17 protein-coding genes are annotated in these 15,970 nt (G+C 44.1%); 4 read left to right on the top strand and 13 right to left on the bottom strand.

From position 1 onward, the window contains the following. The 5 genes from MKX40_RS09135 to MKX40_RS09115 form a co-directional block, all read right to left on the bottom strand. A complete protein-coding gene (locus tag MKX40_RS09135; protein ID WP_339240937.1) occupies window positions 1–741 on the bottom strand; it encodes a hypothetical protein in 741 nt (246 codons plus the stop codon). Next, window positions 686–1,228 (bottom strand): hypothetical protein, encoded by a 543-nt coding sequence (locus MKX40_RS09130; protein ID WP_339240935.1) that lies wholly within the window; start codon window positions 1,226–1,228, stop codon window positions 686–688. The genes MKX40_RS09135 and MKX40_RS09130 overlap by 56 nt, the downstream gene beginning before the upstream one ends. A gap of 20 nt (window positions 1,229–1,248) precedes the next feature. Continuing rightward, window positions 1,249–2,010 carry a hypothetical protein gene (locus tag MKX40_RS09125; RefSeq protein WP_339240933.1) on the bottom strand — a complete coding sequence of 254 codons (762 nt, stop codon included), beginning with the start codon at window positions 2,008–2,010 and terminating at the stop codon, window positions 1,249–1,251. A 141-nt stretch (window positions 2,011–2,151) separates the two neighbouring features. Next, a complete protein-coding gene (locus MKX40_RS09120; RefSeq protein WP_339240932.1) occupies window positions 2,152–2,910 on the bottom strand; it encodes a hypothetical protein in 759 nt (252 codons plus the stop codon). After that, window positions 2,907–5,627 (bottom strand): hypothetical protein, encoded by a 2,721-nt coding sequence (locus MKX40_RS09115; protein ID WP_339240931.1) that lies wholly within the window; start codon window positions 5,625–5,627, stop codon window positions 2,907–2,909. The genes MKX40_RS09120 and MKX40_RS09115 overlap by 4 nt, the downstream gene beginning before the upstream one ends. A gap of 269 nt (window positions 5,628–5,896) precedes the next feature. Here MKX40_RS09115 and MKX40_RS09110 point away from each other — a divergent pair, with 269 nt between their 5' ends. Beyond that, window positions 5,897–6,475 carry a hypothetical protein gene (locus tag MKX40_RS09110; protein ID WP_339240930.1) on the top strand — a complete coding sequence of 193 codons (579 nt, stop codon included), beginning with the start codon at window positions 5,897–5,899 and terminating at the stop codon, window positions 6,473–6,475. Window positions 6,476–6,598: 123 nt separating this feature from the next. Here MKX40_RS09110 and MKX40_RS09105 read toward each other — a convergent pair whose 3' ends face one another. Beyond that, window positions 6,599–6,985 (bottom strand): DUF423 domain-containing protein, encoded by a 387-nt coding sequence (locus tag MKX40_RS09105; protein ID WP_091032639.1) that lies wholly within the window; start codon window positions 6,983–6,985, stop codon window positions 6,599–6,601. Window positions 6,986–7,315: 330 nt separating this feature from the next. Here MKX40_RS09105 and MKX40_RS09100 point away from each other — a divergent pair, with 330 nt between their 5' ends. Together MKX40_RS09100 and MKX40_RS09095 are read left to right on the top strand one after the other, a co-directional pair. Next, window positions 7,316–7,786, top strand: a complete 471-nt coding sequence (locus tag MKX40_RS09100) for a hypothetical protein (protein ID WP_339240928.1) — start codon at window positions 7,316–7,318, stop codon at window positions 7,784–7,786. A gap of 107 nt (window positions 7,787–7,893) precedes the next feature. Then, complete coding sequence (locus MKX40_RS09095) at window positions 7,894–8,742, top strand: DegV family protein (RefSeq protein WP_339240927.1); 849 nt, start codon at window positions 7,894–7,896, stop codon at window positions 8,740–8,742. A 204-nt stretch (window positions 8,743–8,946) separates the two neighbouring features. Here MKX40_RS09095 and pdaA read toward each other — a convergent pair whose 3' ends face one another. After that, the gene (gene pdaA / locus MKX40_RS09090) at window positions 8,947–9,726 is read right to left on the bottom strand and encodes a delta-lactam-biosynthetic de-N-acetylase (protein ID WP_339240926.1); all 780 of its coding nucleotides are present in this window, start codon (window positions 9,724–9,726) and stop codon (window positions 8,947–8,949) included. Between the two features lie 96 nt (window positions 9,727–9,822). Next, window positions 9,823–10,233 (bottom strand): hypothetical protein, encoded by a 411-nt coding sequence (locus tag MKX40_RS09085; RefSeq protein ID WP_339240925.1) that lies wholly within the window; start codon window positions 10,231–10,233, stop codon window positions 9,823–9,825. Between the two features lie 207 nt (window positions 10,234–10,440). Between MKX40_RS09085 and cysC the strand changes: the two genes are divergently transcribed. Beyond that, window positions 10,441–11,079 carry an adenylyl-sulfate kinase gene (gene cysC / locus MKX40_RS09080; protein WP_339240924.1) on the top strand — a complete coding sequence of 213 codons (639 nt, stop codon included), beginning with the start codon at window positions 10,441–10,443 and terminating at the stop codon, window positions 11,077–11,079. A gap of 112 nt (window positions 11,080–11,191) precedes the next feature. Here the strand turns inward: cysC and MKX40_RS09075 are convergent, their stop codons facing one another. From MKX40_RS09075 to MKX40_RS09055, 5 genes are read right to left on the bottom strand one after another with little or no spacing between them, the layout of a single operon-like run. After that, a complete protein-coding gene (locus MKX40_RS09075) occupies window positions 11,192–13,012 on the bottom strand; it encodes an ABC transporter ATP-binding protein (RefSeq protein ID WP_339240923.1) in 1,821 nt (606 codons plus the stop codon). After that, the gene (locus tag MKX40_RS09070; RefSeq protein WP_339240922.1) at window positions 13,009–14,205 is read right to left on the bottom strand and encodes a nucleotidyltransferase family protein; all 1,197 of its coding nucleotides are present in this window, start codon (window positions 14,203–14,205) and stop codon (window positions 13,009–13,011) included. The genes MKX40_RS09075 and MKX40_RS09070 overlap by 4 nt, the downstream gene beginning before the upstream one ends. Further along, a complete protein-coding gene (locus tag MKX40_RS09065) occupies window positions 14,195–14,677 on the bottom strand; it encodes a lasso peptide biosynthesis B2 protein (protein WP_339242983.1) in 483 nt (160 codons plus the stop codon). The genes MKX40_RS09070 and MKX40_RS09065 overlap by 11 nt, the downstream gene beginning before the upstream one ends. A gap of 4 nt (window positions 14,678–14,681) precedes the next feature. Further along, window positions 14,682–14,981 (bottom strand): lasso peptide biosynthesis PqqD family chaperone, encoded by a 300-nt coding sequence (locus MKX40_RS09060; RefSeq protein ID WP_339240920.1) that lies wholly within the window; start codon window positions 14,979–14,981, stop codon window positions 14,682–14,684. After that, window positions 14,981–15,925 carry an aldolase gene (locus tag MKX40_RS09055; RefSeq protein WP_339240918.1) on the bottom strand — a complete coding sequence of 315 codons (945 nt, stop codon included), beginning with the start codon at window positions 15,923–15,925 and terminating at the stop codon, window positions 14,981–14,983. Before MKX40_RS09055 ends, MKX40_RS09060 begins: the two co-directional genes overlap by 1 nt. Between the last annotated feature and the right edge of the window lie 45 nt (window positions 15,926–15,970).

Here is a 15,970-nt window from a genome sequence, read left to right as displayed (position 1 = left end):
TCAACGAATATCCCAGTTTATGATCCCTGCATGATTTGCCTTCAGAGGAGCTACGATTTGATCTATGACAAATCCATTTTTACGAATAACCAATTGCCCAGGCAGGTCCTGATTGGAGGTAATTTTAATTTGGAGAAAGGCCGTTTCTTTCAAAGGCAGGGAACAAATACATTGAAAGTTAATCTGCACATCATTCAAATTCATTGTTTTTTTGTATCCGAAGTTAAAACATTCAATCGTATTATTGAAAGCCCCCGAACTCCCAGGGCCTGAGTGCCCACTCATATTCACATCTGAAGAAACATTCTTGAATTGAATGATGTCATTGTATAGAAAGGTCCTGCCCGTTAAAGGGTATTCTTGCTCTTCACATACGTAAGATACAGAGTACCGATCCGCATTAATATGAAAAACACCGTTGGCAACGTTGTGATACACGTGAGATCCTTGCCCGATCAATCCGAAAGAGACCAACTTTTCTTTGTTAATATTATAAAAACTGTTTGATTGTTGAGTCTGCAGATCAAATTCGCTTAAATAAGTACCATCATAATAATCTGCAATCCATACATAAGCTTGAGATACAGGTGAGCGCGTAAATTGTGTATTACCTAGAATCACAGGACTTCCTCCTTTTAATAAAAAGGACAGGCTGCAATAGCCTGTCCTCATGATTGTTTCTTTTTTACACGTATCGATAAGAGATACGTTTTTTGAATTGTTGCTTGCCACTTTTTGCATTCAGCGGTACTACACATTGAATGGATAGGGTCACATAGTTACCAGCCGCATCTTGAGGATTTCCATTATTACTCACGCCCAAGATTTCTTTCGGCCCGGGTGCAAATGGTGTTGCATAAGCGGTTCCTGTATGGTCTTTAGTTGTCTTGCCTGTTGTTCCGATGGGTTTAGAGAAATCCTTGCCAATTCGTGAACTTTCTTCTTCCAGGTCTGTCTCCCCCAAGGAGTCAACCTGAACGTGGAACCAGTTATTCTTCACCACTTCTACATCATGAGCCTCTGTGTCACCAGTACCACCAGTCATATCTCGCGTAGTAATCGTGCAATCTTCCATTTTAGATACGTCCGAAGCACCGTTCTTATTGTTCCATACATTGAAGATAAAAATATCACTTTTGCTATCTGCATCAATAACCTTGTAGTCGAACGGTGCACTAATCTCATTACTATGTGTAGCATCCATCCATGAAATAATCGGTTGTGTCATTATAATCCATCTCCTTTGATTTATGTTCTGATTGTTAATTGAATCGTAAGATGTTGTATATTTGAACCTGCTTCGATGATGTTGATTCTGAAAATATCTCCAGCCTCCACTTTTTTCATCTCAAATGTAGCCTTACCATCATCTTGATGTTGAAGTGCCTCAAACTTCAGTGAACTTCCCATCACATCCTGCCAGTGAATGAGATCCTTGGAATGTTCAATTCTGATCTCAGTTGCGGTATCTCCAGAAACCCCACAATAGCCCTTTACATGTACAATCTCGCCATCGAATGGAAAGGGGGCTAAAATTCCCAGTACTTCCGGGTACACCCGTGATTCTTTGCAAAAGACCATAACGCGATCCTGTACTTCCAACGGAATCTCATTTAATTTCAGATGTTCAGCTGTACTCATGAGCCCATCCAAATCGGAATTAACCACCTGAAGGTTTTGACCAAATACATCAATCTCTACCCATGTCTTTCCATCGTAACGATATCGTTTGCCATCCTTGTACGTTTGTACCGTCCAGCCTATTTCAGGAGAAGGGTACTGCATACTTAGCTCCTCAAAATTAGCAACTGGACTCTGATAAACAAGTCGAGTCGTTTGATAAGCCTCTTTTGCTTTTCCGGCAGCCTGCATGGCTTCGCTAGCAGCATCCAGTGCCCGCCTGATAGCAAGTTCAATTTCGCCAGATTCCCCAGGCTGCCCTGGGCTACTATGTTTCACTGCTTCTCTAATTAAAGACTCTACGTGTGCTAAAGTTATCCCATTTGACATAATTCACCTACCTAAGCGTTATGTAGCTTTCTTTGTAAGACAGTTTCCAAGTTGATACCTCCCCCTAACTAGGAAACCTGTCTCTGGCTTATCATTAAAGAAATTCTTGAACAACCATGCGAAGCATTGCTGTGTCTAGCTTTAGAGAAGTTTTCTAATGGGATTAATGCCGTTTTTTTTACATTCCTTGCAGTATTTCATTCGGTTCGATTTTGCCAGCATCCGTTTTCCGCATACGGTACAATTTTTAATATTCTCTCCTTTCCAGCGGGAGTACTCCAACACAAAGTCATCGAAGCGAACTAACTGGAAGGCGACCTCACCATACTCCACAGCGAACAAAACCTGTACATTAGTCGAATCTACGCTATTACTTTCTTTGAGATACCCTAACTGAATAAGTTTGTACACTAATAGCCCCTGATCTTTTTTGCTTACTGCCATTTGGGTATCGCCATAGATTTCTTTCCATTGATTATTAATCCAATACGTATCATTTTTATTGATTTGATTGTTGATCTTGCTATATACCAGTAAAACAAAGGCCAATCTCTCAAGTCGTTTACTTTTGAGTTGTTTGATCTTTTGAAGTTCTTCGTGCATTACTGGTACATGATCAATCTCGATTAGGGTGCTCTTGTTGGCATCCTCCCTTATCTTGATATACTTCTGCGACTGCTTAATGATGCGATTGAGGAATGTATCCCACTGGACAGCATTGTAGTCTGGGTAGTATCGGGTCATAAACTGATTTAATAACGTGTACGTATCTTCGACGTTCTTCCCCTTCTCAAGCCCATATTTAGCTAAACAAATCAACGTTTTGGTTGGCTTCTTATCCATGATCCCATGTGCAATGGCCTGCTCGGCATGATGACGTTCATTCAGAATGATTTTCAAGGGCGCTGCTCCTTCACATGCATTTGTGTCATTTTAAAGGTTCTCCCGGCATATTCAATATCGCCGTCCGGGTCTCTCACCGGATAATGGATGATGTGATCATTGCTATGCAACAGATTGCGAATAATCTGATCTCCCGACACATCCCATACAAATTGCTTCGATTTCTCGGCATTTCGATAACACATGTCCACAATCATATTGCACAGATCTTCTTCATTATTACAGATCTCCAGCGCCTGCTCCTTAAAGCGGGAAACAAACAACTGCCATCGGGCTGATCTTTCTTCCTTCCTCACCTTGCTCTTGCGTAAATTGGTCATATAGCTACGTAGTTCTTCGTTATGCATCTGATATAATCGTTGAATCTCTTTATAACGAGCTTGGGAGTATTTTTTGGTACTCATCAATATCGTATGATCAAATGGCCTTGCGGTCTGTTTCAACTTTAACTTGTTGAACTCGTCTTCCACTTGAAGGCATAACCGGTTCATCACGGAAGGTGCCTTGGATACAGGCATTCTCTGTTCATACTGTGCCAGGAACTGTTCCTGATTCGGTGATAGTTCCTTCTTCGAATACAATTCATCAACAGTCAAGCCAAATAACTGCAAACACTTCTGACTCGTTTTTTCTACATAGGTGGTATATTCTTTTTTCTGCTCCGGGTCATTGTATATGAAAAAATAAGGCTTCTTATGCGCTACCATTTTCAAGGCTGACTCATCCGTTACCGCAGCGCGAATATCATACCAGTGTTTCGGCATCTTTTTACATTCAATCCCTTTGGCTTGGTCAATGGCATTTTGCTGATAATGCTGACCACATTGAATTCGGTACATCATTTCCTGATATTCTGCACTATGCTCCTCATAATTGGCTAATACATCGAACATCGACGTGATTTTATTGGTTGTAAAACCGATCAGATCTCCAAAGCTGTCTTTGTTGGCCTGGATTAGATCCTTCTCATCCGGAATTTTTTGGGCTGAAGTTTTCTGCACACATACAATCGCATCAAGCTCCTGAATTGCTCCAAGAATCGTTGCGTTATCCGTAGTCAAGACTTGATCACTATCCATATCTGCACCATTCAGAGAATGCGTCGTCGTATCCCATGAATTCAAGATCGTGACCGTACTCATATAGCGATACCAATGCTGCATTTCATCTGTATTTTGGAAACGAAGTACCTTGATATTGTTATGACAAGTCATTGGAGCTCTGAAGCAAGCCACGCTATTAACATGACGCTCATTCCAATAGCTGGAGTAAAACTCACCTGAACTCAGCAGTCCAGTTAAAGGCATACCAAAAATGCTCTGACACAATGTATAGGGATCGCCAGATATAATGCTAAAATTGCCTTTGACTCTCAGCACACCGATCTTGGCTTCATTCATTCGTTTGCGTATTAAGGTATGGATTTTGCTCCGTACAAAAGGATCATCTATAAGTCGCGGGTCTACCATCAGCCCTTTAATATAATCATCCGGACTATTTCTGTAGTCATTCTCATGAATATGAATTCCTTTGAGAAATAACAGTGCCTTGCGATGGTCCTCGCCCAGTACATCTGTAATCGAGTCAATAGTGGGACGAATGAGTTCACCAATCTCGTTATCATCCAATTGAAGCGACTGAATGAACTGATAGTTTAAATGACGCTCATCCTCTAATTCTCCGGGTGTAACTTTCGTAACGCTGAACGTGTAGCCATAATAACCGCAACATAACAGGTAATCATCAATACTGTTATACGAGCTCCATAGTTTGAGCATCGACGTTGTGAGGATCAGATCTACTTCTCGGATATCCACAGGATTACCCCAGGCATCGTCCACCATATACTTGCCTGCAACTTGATCTGCAAATTCGTGATAATCAAATGTAAATACCATTCCTTTACAGAAGCTATTGCGAATACAAAATCCACTCGGGATATATGCATGCCCCAGTTCGGTTGCCCATCGTTCACTAAGTGCAGGAGAGATAAGACCGAATCCGTCACTCATGTTCATTTGAATAGACTCATTTTTCCTGCGCTCAATGCGAGGGTACTCTGTCTCGGTATCATCAATCTGAATAATGTCCGCTCCAAATTCGGTTATACAATCATGAACAACCAACACACGTTCAGGATGTGATACAGGCGTGCTTGTACTACAAGCCAAGGCCTTGTATGCCTCCAGTTTGGCAGGAACCAGTTCTTTATTGGGATCTCTGCCATTATTCAATCTTTTCTCCAAAAGCGGATGAATATCCTCACTCACATAGATGACCGTCGAACTTTTGGCCCCACCTGTTGTCGCCAATAGCCGCTTGTATTTCTTACCGTTGATGGAGAAAGCTTTCGATGAATTCAGCCGATCGTAGTCTTTATTATTTTCAATGACCACCAGCAGGTAATCATCGACAAATTTCAGATTTTTCAGTTCTTCATGTCGTTTCTTCATTGTTCTTTTATGCTCGGCATTGGTTTTCAAAACTTTTAATTGCTCTATATCCAGCTTGATTCTAGCCAGATTCTGTTCCCTTTCCATGTAGCCTCGAATACGATCTATGAAACGAAACACTTGATGATTTCCTATAGATGCCACTTCTCCATTAACTGTCGCTTCTTGATAAGTAAGATGCAGATCATAATCCGCTTTTCTAATTCTGGAAGATGTAATTTTATAAACGTATCTCAATCGATCCTGATATGCATTGCCCATTCCCGATTCCCCCTGTTGCTTCCTGTCCTGATTAAATAAATTATAGAGTAGACCCGCGCGACTGACGCAGGTGAACAGGATGATCAGGGGATGAAAAAAGAAGAATATTAGTTCTATTATGGGGAGAAATTAAAGGGCAATCCGGGTCTTGATTCATTTCAAATCGGCATATTTCCCCTTCTCTAGCACTATGATAAATTCATTTTTAATGATATAGTGGATTGAAGCGTTTTTTTAAGCTGACATATCTTTTAACGGGGCTGGGATGAATGAAAGAAACCTTATCCAATCAAGAGGAAATCGGCTTTTTATTTAATGTCGATATACTTATTAAGAGCCGCTCAAATGCATTGGCACTGCAGTCCCTGTTGGAGTTCATAAACAAAGAGGAACAAATTGCGGACTTTCGGATTCAATCCGGCATAGAGCTAGGCAAAATTATTGAAGCGACACTCCAGTCCAAGAAGGACTCTTTCGTCACACTTCACAATGAACGTAAAAAATCACAAGTGAGCGCGGCACAGAAGGCGTCCGGTTCTACGCAGACACCTACCTCAACTGCTCCAGCCAAAACACAGAACAAGCAAGAAACACCTGCTATTGAGAAAAAGACCTCTACTCAAACATCCAATATTTCCGAAGGAAATTCGTTTGATGCGTGGATTGACACGCTCATTAAAGAGAATCGACTTACCCGTATTGTGGTCAATAATAAGAACGGTAAACATCAGAGCATTCCATGCCGCATTTTGAATTTTGATCGGGATACTAGTATTGTGAGCATATACCATGTCGATGAAAAACAGGTGTATACGTTCCGAACCAATGAAATCGATGAGTTTCTGTAACCTACTTCATCGGAATAAACAAAAAGCAACTTGCGTTAGAATGACGGGACATTCTAACGCAAGTTGCTTTTTTAGTTCGATGGTTCATGTAGGATTGAACTCTCCGAGATTCCTTCGGCCCGATCAGGAGCGATCCTTACCTCGCTGCCATACATCTAATGCCAATAACAACCATCCAGCAATGAAGGCTACCCCACCAATCGGTGTGATGGCTCCTAGAATCTTGATACCAGAAATGCTAAGCACATACAAACTACCCGAGAACACGATAATCCCGATAAACAACAAACGTGCTGCCCACTTTAGTTTCGTCGATGCCCCAAGCTGACCAGCCGTCAAGCCAATAATGAGCAAGCCCAATGCATGAATCATGTGATATTGCACACCCGTCTCATATGTAGCGATGGCCGCCGGCCCAATCGTATCCTTAAGCATATGAGCACCAAATGCGCCGATCGCCACCGATAGCATGGTCATTACAGCTCCAAGCATCATCCATCTTCGTTGCATGTAAGTTCTCTCCCTTATTTCAACTACTCTTCACTCCTATCATTGTAGCGAATCCACTCCTCCTTTGCCAGTCGGGACGAGGCTTCAAAGATCATATGTCTGTTTATACTTAACAATTCTATCTCCGCCCTATAAATTGTAGGAAACAAGCGTAAATCCTTGATTTTTATCGATATTTATGGAAAAGTAAACAGGTATGTCATCGTTGTATTTTAAGTGCAGTTCAAAAAGATTGGTTTTCAGTTCCTAGAAAATGGGATGAAGCTAGTAATTACTCATCAATTAGGTTAATAACACTCATAAGATGTTTAAGGGAGGCAAGTCACAATTATGGATAATCGCGATTCCTATAATTCAGGTTATAACAATACGGATCAGAACCCTGGCCATGCAGATCCATACAATAACAACAGTTATGATCCATACCCACCAGATCATGAGAGACAACCGATTGTACCACTGAAACATTCCGGACCTGGTATCGCCAGCTTTGTCATAGGATTGGTTGCGATTTTGGGTTACGTTCTGATATTCTTTATTGCCACCATGGCTATAAACGAGTCCATCGGAGTGCTCACCCCGTTGCAGGCAGAAGAGATAGCCTTACATCCAGCAGTGGTTCTGGCTTCATTAGCCATTTTGGTCGGTCTGATTCTCAACCTCGCCGGAGGCATCCTTGGAATTATTGGTCTTGTCCTCAAGAATCGAAAGAAAGTCTTTGCCATAATCGGAACCATATTAAATGGAATGATGATTCTGTTATTCGTTGCACTTATTGTGATAGGCATGAACATGATGTAACGGTTTGCATCAGCGCCTTGTTTCCTTATAATTAAAATGAATGGGTTTGCACACAAGTATAATCACTTTTTCATTCTAAAAATCATTGTTTTTCAAAGGAGATTGACATGTCACGAATCAAAATTTTTGCGGACAGCACAAGTGATCTGGCTCCAGAATGGATCCAGCAGCACGATATCGGCATTATCCCCTTATATGTGGTGTTCGGTGATGAATCACTGAAAGATGGTGCTGAGATCAAGCCTGAACAGCTATATGAACGTGTCAGCCAAGATGGGCGTCTTCCCAAAACGGCTGCACCTTCCCCCGCTGATTTCATGACGGCATTTCAACCTTACATAGATCAAGGGGATGAGATTCTATATATCAGCTTATCTTCTGAACTTTCCTCTACCTATCAAAATGCACGACTAGCGAGTTCCGAGTTCCCCGAAGGTCGAATTTCGGTTATTGACTCACAAAATCTCTCATCAGGAATTGCGCTGATGGTGATGAAAGCTGTATATGCAGCCGAAAAAGGGCAAACGCTGAATCAGATTACACACCTGATTGAGGCGATGAAACCAAATGTACGCACCGAGTTTGTCATCGATACCCTGGAGTATCTGCATAAAGGCGGACGCTGTTCGGGCATGCAGAACCTGATTGGCAGCCTGCTCAAGATTCGCCCTGTCATCCGGGTAACGGATGGCAAGATGGCACCTGCCTATAAAGTGCGCGGTAAACGGGAGAAAGCGCTGGAACAAATGCTAAATAATACACTTAGCCAGAAGGATCAGATCGATCCAGATCTGCTGATCGTTGTGCACACCATGGCCGAAGAGGATGCGTTGGACTTGCAGAAATCTTTGCAGGAACAGACGGGGGCCCGGGTGGAACTAACCACGGCTGGGTGTGTAATATGCAGTCACTGCGGCCCGAAAACAATTGGAATCATCTATAACACTGTTTTATAGTATTACACGCACCATCGTATCGTATTATCCACTCCTTTCTTCTGGATCTGTATATGGTTACATCCACTACTTGGACTGGGCATACGATATATACGATATAGCCAAAAAGGGCATTCCGAGCTTAATCGCTCAGGATGCCCTTTCATATTTTGCTACACATTTGAATGACCCACATGGGGTCCATTGTTCTTTATGTGACGTGAATCAATAACTTTTGGTTCGCAAATCATCCAGACTTTTAAATACATATCCTTGCTTGCGTGCCTCATCAATAATGGAGCCGAGTGCTTCCGTGTTATCTTTGGATACTGAGTGAAGCAAAATGACAGCCCCTGGATGAAGTTGCTTCAATACCTCTTGATGAGCATATTGTGCACCACGTTGCACATTGGTATCCCAATCTTTGTAGGCAACAGACCAGAACACATTCACATAACCCTGAGCATGACTCTCCGCAAGCGTGCGATTGTTAAAGATTCCGCGCGGTGGGCGCAAAAAGGTCGCTTGTTGACCTGTCAGACGATTCACCTCTGATTTGACCTTCTCCAGTTCCACTTTAAGCTTTTCATTGGAGATACGGGTCATATCCGGATGACTCCATGAATGATTACCGACGATATGACCTTCAGCCGCCATGCGTTTGACCAACTCAGGCTGATCTTTCAGATAATGACCTGTTACAAAGAAAGCAGCTGGCACTTTCTTGGTACGCAAAACATCCAGTATGGCAGGCGTGAATCCATTCTCATACCCGTTATCAAACGTGAGATACAATTCCTTTTGCTTTGTATCCCCCAGGAAAATGGCATCGTTATGTTGTAAGATCGATTTGAAGCCTTCCTGATCAATGGAGGGCAGCTGACCGTTTTGACTCTTTTTGAAGCCAAAGTGATATGCTCCGGTAACCGGTGATGCTTCAGTCTGTGCCGGTACCATACTGATGGATAACAGTGCCACCAATATATATAGAACCATTCGCTTCATTCCATCCGCTCCTGTTCCTGAAAATTCGGTTAGTCGTTTGCATACACGAACACCTTCAGGTAATATGCCACAGGAACGGCTAATGTATGTAAATTATCAACGATCAAAACGTTTATTTTCAGGTTGTGGCGGAGATTGATAGAACAATTCAAGCAAGGTCTGGGGTTTGCCACTGGAAGCAAGCCATTCCCTCACGGTCTGTATGGCACGAGTCTGTCCATCTCCCCGATCACGCCATGTAAGCAGCTCGATAACTTTGATAATTAAGGCGGACATATTGTGATTATCCAGTTCAGAGCGTTCTGCCCTCAGCTTGTGATACAATGCCTCCTGTTCCCAATCCAGAAGAATCTCATCACCAATGGTTGGCTTCAACAAGGTATATGCTCTGTCACAACCTTTGCAACGAACAGTGCTGACCTGTTCATCTATAAATTCCACTCGAACATCCTGATGGCAATCCGGGCATTTGAATCCAACTTGTATGTTTTGTATGTTTTCGTTCATGGCCTTGTTCCTCCTGCGATGTGAGCATTCTACATCATTTCATGCAAAATACTCCTTGGATATATGCATATTGCTTATGTATGTACTACATCTATACCCGATATTTTGTCGATTCACGCTTATTTTGAAGAAATCTGTAAGGTGCTATAAACTTGTAAATATGTTAAAATATTATACATATCATGGTAGGGAAAAGGCGGGATACACATGTCGAAGGAAGAGCGCAATATAACCTGGCAATCATCCAACATCAACAGACAAGACCGGGAGAAACAACATGGGCACCGTAGTCGTGCCATCTGGTTTACCGGGTTATCAGGTGCAGGAAAGTCATCCCTTGCATTTGCCCTGGAGCAATATCTCTATGACCAAGGCGTACGCTGTTATGTTCTGGACGGGGATAATGTTCGTCATGGACTGAACCGTGATCTCGGTTTTACAACAGGGGATCGTCAAGAAAATTTGCGGCGTATTGGCGAAGTGTCCAAGTTAATGGTAGATGCCGGGTTGTTTGTCCTTTCAGCCTTTATCTCTCCAGATGCACAGGATCGGGAGATGGTCAGACAGTTATTTGAACCCGATGATTTTATTGAAATCTATGTGCGCTGTTCAATTCAAGAATGTGAGCGGCGTGATCCCAAGGGTCTTTACAAAAAAGCACGCAACGGTGATATCCCGCATTTCACAGGCATTTCGGCCCCCTATGATGTACCAAAATCTCCTTCATTCATCATCGATACAGAGCAATCGTCCATTGAGGAAGCCGTGCAAGAGATTGTACAACATTTGAAGCAGATCGGCACTCTTCAGCTTCCGATCCCTTCCAATACAGCACTTGTTCATTAATCCTTGTCATTATACTAGCCCACTTACATGAAAGGCGCGCCCGCAGTGGCGCGCCTTTTAACATAATAATTGCTGGTTATCCTTCGATAAACGAATATACAGAAAAACTTACTTACTGTCCTACAACACCCGCTTGCATATTCAGAAGTTTGCTGAACGTGCCTACCGGATCAGTAGATAACTGCTGGTACCCGCCCTCTTGAATCACCCGACCTTCATCGAGCACAATGACACGATCCGCTGTCCGAATCGTAGACAATCGGTGTGCAATCACGATAATGGTCACATGTCCTTTCAGTCGTTCCAGCGCCTCATGAATATACTGTTCATTCTCACTATCGAGCGCACTTGTTGCTTCATCCAGTACCAATACCGAAGGATTCCTCAGCATGGCCCGGGCAAGCACCAATCGCTGACGTTCGCCACCGGATAGACGAATACCTCGATCACCAATAATCGTATCCAGACCCTGAGGCAGCTTCCGTACAAAAGCCGCAGAGGAGGAAAACTGCAAAGCCTGCCACATCTGTTCTTCACTTGCATTGGGATCCACCAGACGCAGATTCTCACGAATACTGGTATGAAACAGGAAGGGGTCCTGGGAGACATATCCGATAGAACTTCTCCAACTCAATAAACGCTCTTCTGACAGAGGAACACCGTCAATCAGAATACGACCGCTCTCTGGCCTTACAAGACCCATAATCAGATCGATTAGTGTGCTCTTGCCTGCTCCAGATTTACCCACAATCGCGGTCATGCCACTTGCGGGAATCGAAGCCTGCACATTCCTCAAGGAGTACGTATCACTTCCCTCATAACGATAACAGACAACCTCACATGTGATCGATTCTTGAAATACCATGGGTTGAATCACATGAGACCCCGTCTCTCCCGCTGAAGCCACTTCTTCACTAATCTCACGACTTTTCGCCGTCTGAGCTTGCATTTCTCTTACCACTCGGAACGCAGGCAGCATGGAGCTGATGTACTCCAGATTGGACTGAATCGCTGTAAATCTAGGCCATAAGCGGGAAAAAATAAGGATGATGAGCAGCAGACTTGCAGGTGGCACCGTCATTACACGAAGAGAAAGATAAATGAATGCCGCAATAATGATCGCCGCAGACATCCGATGAATCAGCTGTGTTCCACTATTCAATTGGCTAAATTGAATGACATTGCGTTCAATCTGTCTGCACATACGCTCGAACCAATTCATGTGTGATCGCTCAAGCATGTTGCTCTTAATATCCTTAATTCCGTTAAAATGCTCGGTTATGCCATTATAATAACTTTGCGAGAATTCAGAAGTCTGATCCCCGATCTGTTTGGCTCGCTTGACGAATTTTCTCAAGACCATAAAGAGCAGCAATCCACAGACCAATACAAGTGCTGTCAATTTCGCAGACAACCAGAAAGCCAGACCAATCTGTATGCCCGTAAAGATCAGGGAGGCTGTCATTTGCAGTACAATGCCTGTGCCTTGGCTGACACGTGCAAGCTCAGTCGTTAATATATGGTTAAAATCGGATTTTCGTTTTTGGAGAAAAAATGACCACTGCGCCATAATAATGGCACCATAGGTTTCCATGCGCAGCGTTCGTACAAATTGCTGCTGGATTCGAGTATTACGGATCGTCTGAAGACGCTGCATCCAGGCCTGTCCGGAGACAATCAATACAAAGGTGAACAATACGAGTAATAATTGGCCATTCTCAGAAAAACGATTCAACATTTGTCCAATCCAGGGAATGTTCAACCCAGCGGAGCCCATCTCAAATATACCGATCAGACTCAACATCGGAACAAGCATGTAGATCCCGATCCCTTCCATGAGACTGATACAGATCATCCCTAGCAGATTCCAATATAAAATGGGCCCCGTGACATGATGCAGCTTTCGCATAAAATACCCTAATTCCGAGATCATACTTTACCCCTCTCCGTGACCGTATACCTTTTAATTCGCCGCCAGAACCAGAGAAACGGACGTAACGGAAAGTACAGAAAAAACAAAGAACGCGGAAGCGGCAGTTGATCCACATCCCATGTACTTGGATATAACCGCTCAATAAAGAAAAACCACTTCTGTTTCGTACTTCGGAGTTTAAACAGATACGACGGATACGATTTCATATCAGCCGGACTTTCCAGCATATCATTCATGAACTCTGCGCCTTTACTCGCTAATCGTTTGCCTGTACGATCACTCAAGGACATCAAGGACCTATACTCGGTATCCAGTGGCGTGTTGAGCAGATCTGATGCCAAGTGAAGAGCCTGTGAACCAATGGACAAACGTCCCTCCGCTTTCAGACGCCGTTCTACTTTTTTCACATCGAGTGGCATGCTTCGAATCATCTGATCGATATCCAGCAACCAACGCAGTCTGAACCAGCCATGACGTGCTCCATGGGTTACCAAATAAGCCCAGAGATCTTCTTGTTCAAGCATACGAACAGGTGTCTGTGTGTATGAACTGAACCGGCTCCGTTTCCACAACAATTCAAAATCGGTTTCTTTGCCCGAATCCGGGTTCAAACGCCAATGAATCTCCACTTGAGTCCTTTTGACCGGATGGATGTAACAGATATGATGTTCCCGCCATTTCCAGCTGCGAACCGTAGGTGCCCGCTCCCCTTCCTTGGATACGTAACCAAGGGTAGCCAGAATGCCTTCAGCCGCTTCCACATCATCGAACGGAATCAGAATATCCAGGTCTTTGGAGGTTCGCATGGATACATCACCATATAGATCATGGGCCAGCGCAGGCCCCTTCAGCGTAATATTACGGATGCCGTGTTCACGGAAAGCTCCACACACCTGTTCCATTTCAGCTGTCAGATGTAACATGCGGAACGTATTGGCCGTGTATTGTTGTCTCAAGCTCTCCATAACATCTGCTGGAATGATCGCAGTGTTCAATTCTTTCATTTTCAAATAAAGGACAGAGTATAAGCGGTGATGATAGACCAGCCGCAGAAAGAGCTGCCAATCCGTTCCTTGTAAACCCACCTTGAGTTCTTCAGGGGATAGAGCCGTCAGATCACCTCTAATGATGCTCAAAATCAGCTTAAGTTCCTTCGGAAACCCTGATGAATAGAGTTCACTTTCATGTATCATAGACAATCTCCCCAGATCCCTTCTCCGGACACCGTTTGCCAAACACGCCGACAACCGTATATTGGTCCATAGTATCAGCTCCGGTCACGATCAATTTACCACTTCGCAGCCAGGCATGAGCCATCATATGTCCTTGCTTATTCCGCGCAGTCCCCATGTATAACGTACTCTCTATCTTGCGTCGCTCAAGCATCTTCATCCCGGCAATCGCCATTACAAGGCAGCGGCTTTCCCATAACGTATATTTACTAGCAAGCGAAATCGCTTTGGAAATATTCCGGATAGCGATGACCTCGCTGCGATCAATTCCTGTCATCGGCGTTTCAACCATGGGTGTACCCAGACCTGGGGCGATTTTGGCGAATGGCATAGCCTTCTGTATGCGCGCCCAGCCAAGGAAGAGATAGGCCTCCCATATCAGTCGACGCATCGCCCGGGGGAGCGAGAGATAAGCCTTTATTTTTTGCAACATCATGCTACACTCCGCGAGTAACGTCGATCAGACCTTCACGGGACAAATGTTCCAGGAACTGCACTACCTGCTCACGACATATATCCGGCTCAATCTCATACTCCGCAGCGAGTACGTCTACAACTTCACCCAGCGTGCGTTCTTCTGCGATCAGATCCCAGATTCGTCCTCCGGTACTTCCGAGATTATAGTATTTTCCAGAGCTAATGCTCATCATGACTTTCTCACTGCCCATGTCACTCACCAGATTGCCTTCCTTCCGGGTTACCCGGTCTTCCACATTCATCGGCGTAGTCGCTGTCATTATCCTGTGTGCACTCCTTTACGTATATGATCTGTAATCCGATCTACCATCTCAAACGCTGTAAACTCAGCACCCGTTCTGACCAATCTGCCAATCTCTACACTCGCTGAAAGTCTTGAAGCCGTCTCAAACAGCCACTGTGCCAATCCCTGTCTTGCAACGAGTCCACCACGGAACGTATGCGAGCATAAGAGATGCAATCGTTCCAGCCCCTTCACTTCAACCAGTTGAACGGACGAATAGTTTGCCTCCGGTTGTGGAGCAAGTTCGAAGATTCCGCCTAGTGGTACGGCCATCTCATGAAAATAGTGCTGAACAGGTATCGCATACTTCGTAATCTCCGCGTGAACCGTTGCATAATCCTGTTCCTTCATGCCGAAACCATCCAGACTGGGCTGCCACAATTTTTGTTGTGGATAACCAGGCGATACGATGGCTCTTCCCCCGGCACCCCAGGTGAGTGCAACGACATCATCGGTGAGAAGCGGATATCCGCGTGATGCCAGGGCGGCCGAGAGTGTTGATTTGCCTGCTCCCGAATGTCCGACAAATGCGTAAGCCCAACCATCAATAACCACTGCACTGCCATGCAATGGAAGAATGCCACGCTGCATCATTATGACCGCCATACACGTGCCCAGAATGAATAATCTGACCTTTTTCTCATCTGCACCCGATATAGGGGACACGACAATGCGCTTTCCTTGCTCTATTAGAAACAGACCTGTATCTTCGATTTTGAAAAAAAGGCTGCCCTCTCGTGCCACAAAGTTGTCGTTGCCTACATCCCAGTCCTCCCACAATGGGGTCAAATCTGAAGACTCGATGTGTACATCCGCTACATCCCAATCCGTCTCGGCATGCTTGGGTGCAATCTGAAGTTCAGGCATTCGAATTTGGCTCGACCAGCGCAGACCATACGCTACATAATGCACAAGCAACAATGAACGACGCCTCCTTCGTGATTAAATGTAAAAAAAGCCCTTATA

Origin of the sequence: Paenibacillus sp. FSL R5-0517 (assembly GCF_037974355.1) — a bacterium.
Lineage (GTDB): Bacteria > Bacillota > Bacilli > Paenibacillales > Paenibacillaceae > Paenibacillus.
Note: the sequence above shows the minus strand (reverse complement) of the source record. Positions and strands in the feature narration are given on the sequence as shown.

What these genes read in the sequence shown, in the direction of transcription:
- MKX40_RS09135 (WP_339240937.1), bottom strand. Translation starts at nt 741, where the DNA reads ATGCAAAAAGTGGCAAGCAACAATTCAAAAAACGTATCTCTTATCGAT.
- MKX40_RS09130 (WP_339240935.1), bottom strand. Translation starts at nt 1,228, where the DNA reads ATGACACAACCGATTATTTCATGGATGGATGCTACACATAGTAATGAG.
- MKX40_RS09125 (WP_339240933.1), bottom strand. Translation starts at nt 2,010, where the DNA reads ATGTCAAATGGGATAACTTTAGCACACGTAGAGTCTTTAATTAGAGAA.
- MKX40_RS09115 (WP_339240931.1), bottom strand. Translation starts at nt 5,627, where the DNA reads ATGGGCAATGCATATCAGGATCGATTGAGATACGTTTATAAAATTACA.
- MKX40_RS09110 (WP_339240930.1), top strand. Translation starts at nt 5,897, where the DNA reads ATGAAAGAAACCTTATCCAATCAAGAGGAAATCGGCTTTTTATTTAAT.
- MKX40_RS09105 (WP_091032639.1), bottom strand. Translation starts at nt 6,985, where the DNA reads ATGCAACGAAGATGGATGATGCTTGGAGCTGTAATGACCATGCTATCG.
- MKX40_RS09100 (WP_339240928.1), top strand. Translation starts at nt 7,316, where the DNA reads ATGGATAATCGCGATTCCTATAATTCAGGTTATAACAATACGGATCAG.
- MKX40_RS09095 (WP_339240927.1), top strand. Translation starts at nt 7,894, where the DNA reads ATGTCACGAATCAAAATTTTTGCGGACAGCACAAGTGATCTGGCTCCA.
- pdaA (WP_339240926.1), bottom strand. Translation starts at nt 9,726, where the DNA reads ATGAAGCGAATGGTTCTATATATATTGGTGGCACTGTTATCCATCAGT.
- MKX40_RS09085 (WP_339240925.1), bottom strand. Translation starts at nt 10,233, where the DNA reads ATGAACGAAAACATACAAAACATACAAGTTGGATTCAAATGCCCGGAT.
- cysC (WP_339240924.1), top strand. Translation starts at nt 10,441, where the DNA reads ATGTCGAAGGAAGAGCGCAATATAACCTGGCAATCATCCAACATCAAC.
- MKX40_RS09075 (WP_339240923.1), bottom strand. Translation starts at nt 13,012, where the DNA reads ATGATCTCGGAATTAGGGTATTTTATGCGAAAGCTGCATCATGTCACG.
- MKX40_RS09070 (WP_339240922.1), bottom strand. Translation starts at nt 14,205, where the DNA reads ATGATACATGAAAGTGAACTCTATTCATCAGGGTTTCCGAAGGAACTT.
- MKX40_RS09065 (WP_339242983.1), bottom strand. Translation starts at nt 14,677, where the DNA reads ATGTTGCAAAAAATAAAGGCTTATCTCTCGCTCCCCCGGGCGATGCGT.
- MKX40_RS09060 (WP_339240920.1), bottom strand. Translation starts at nt 14,981, where the DNA reads ATGACAGCGACTACGCCGATGAATGTGGAAGACCGGGTAACCCGGAAG.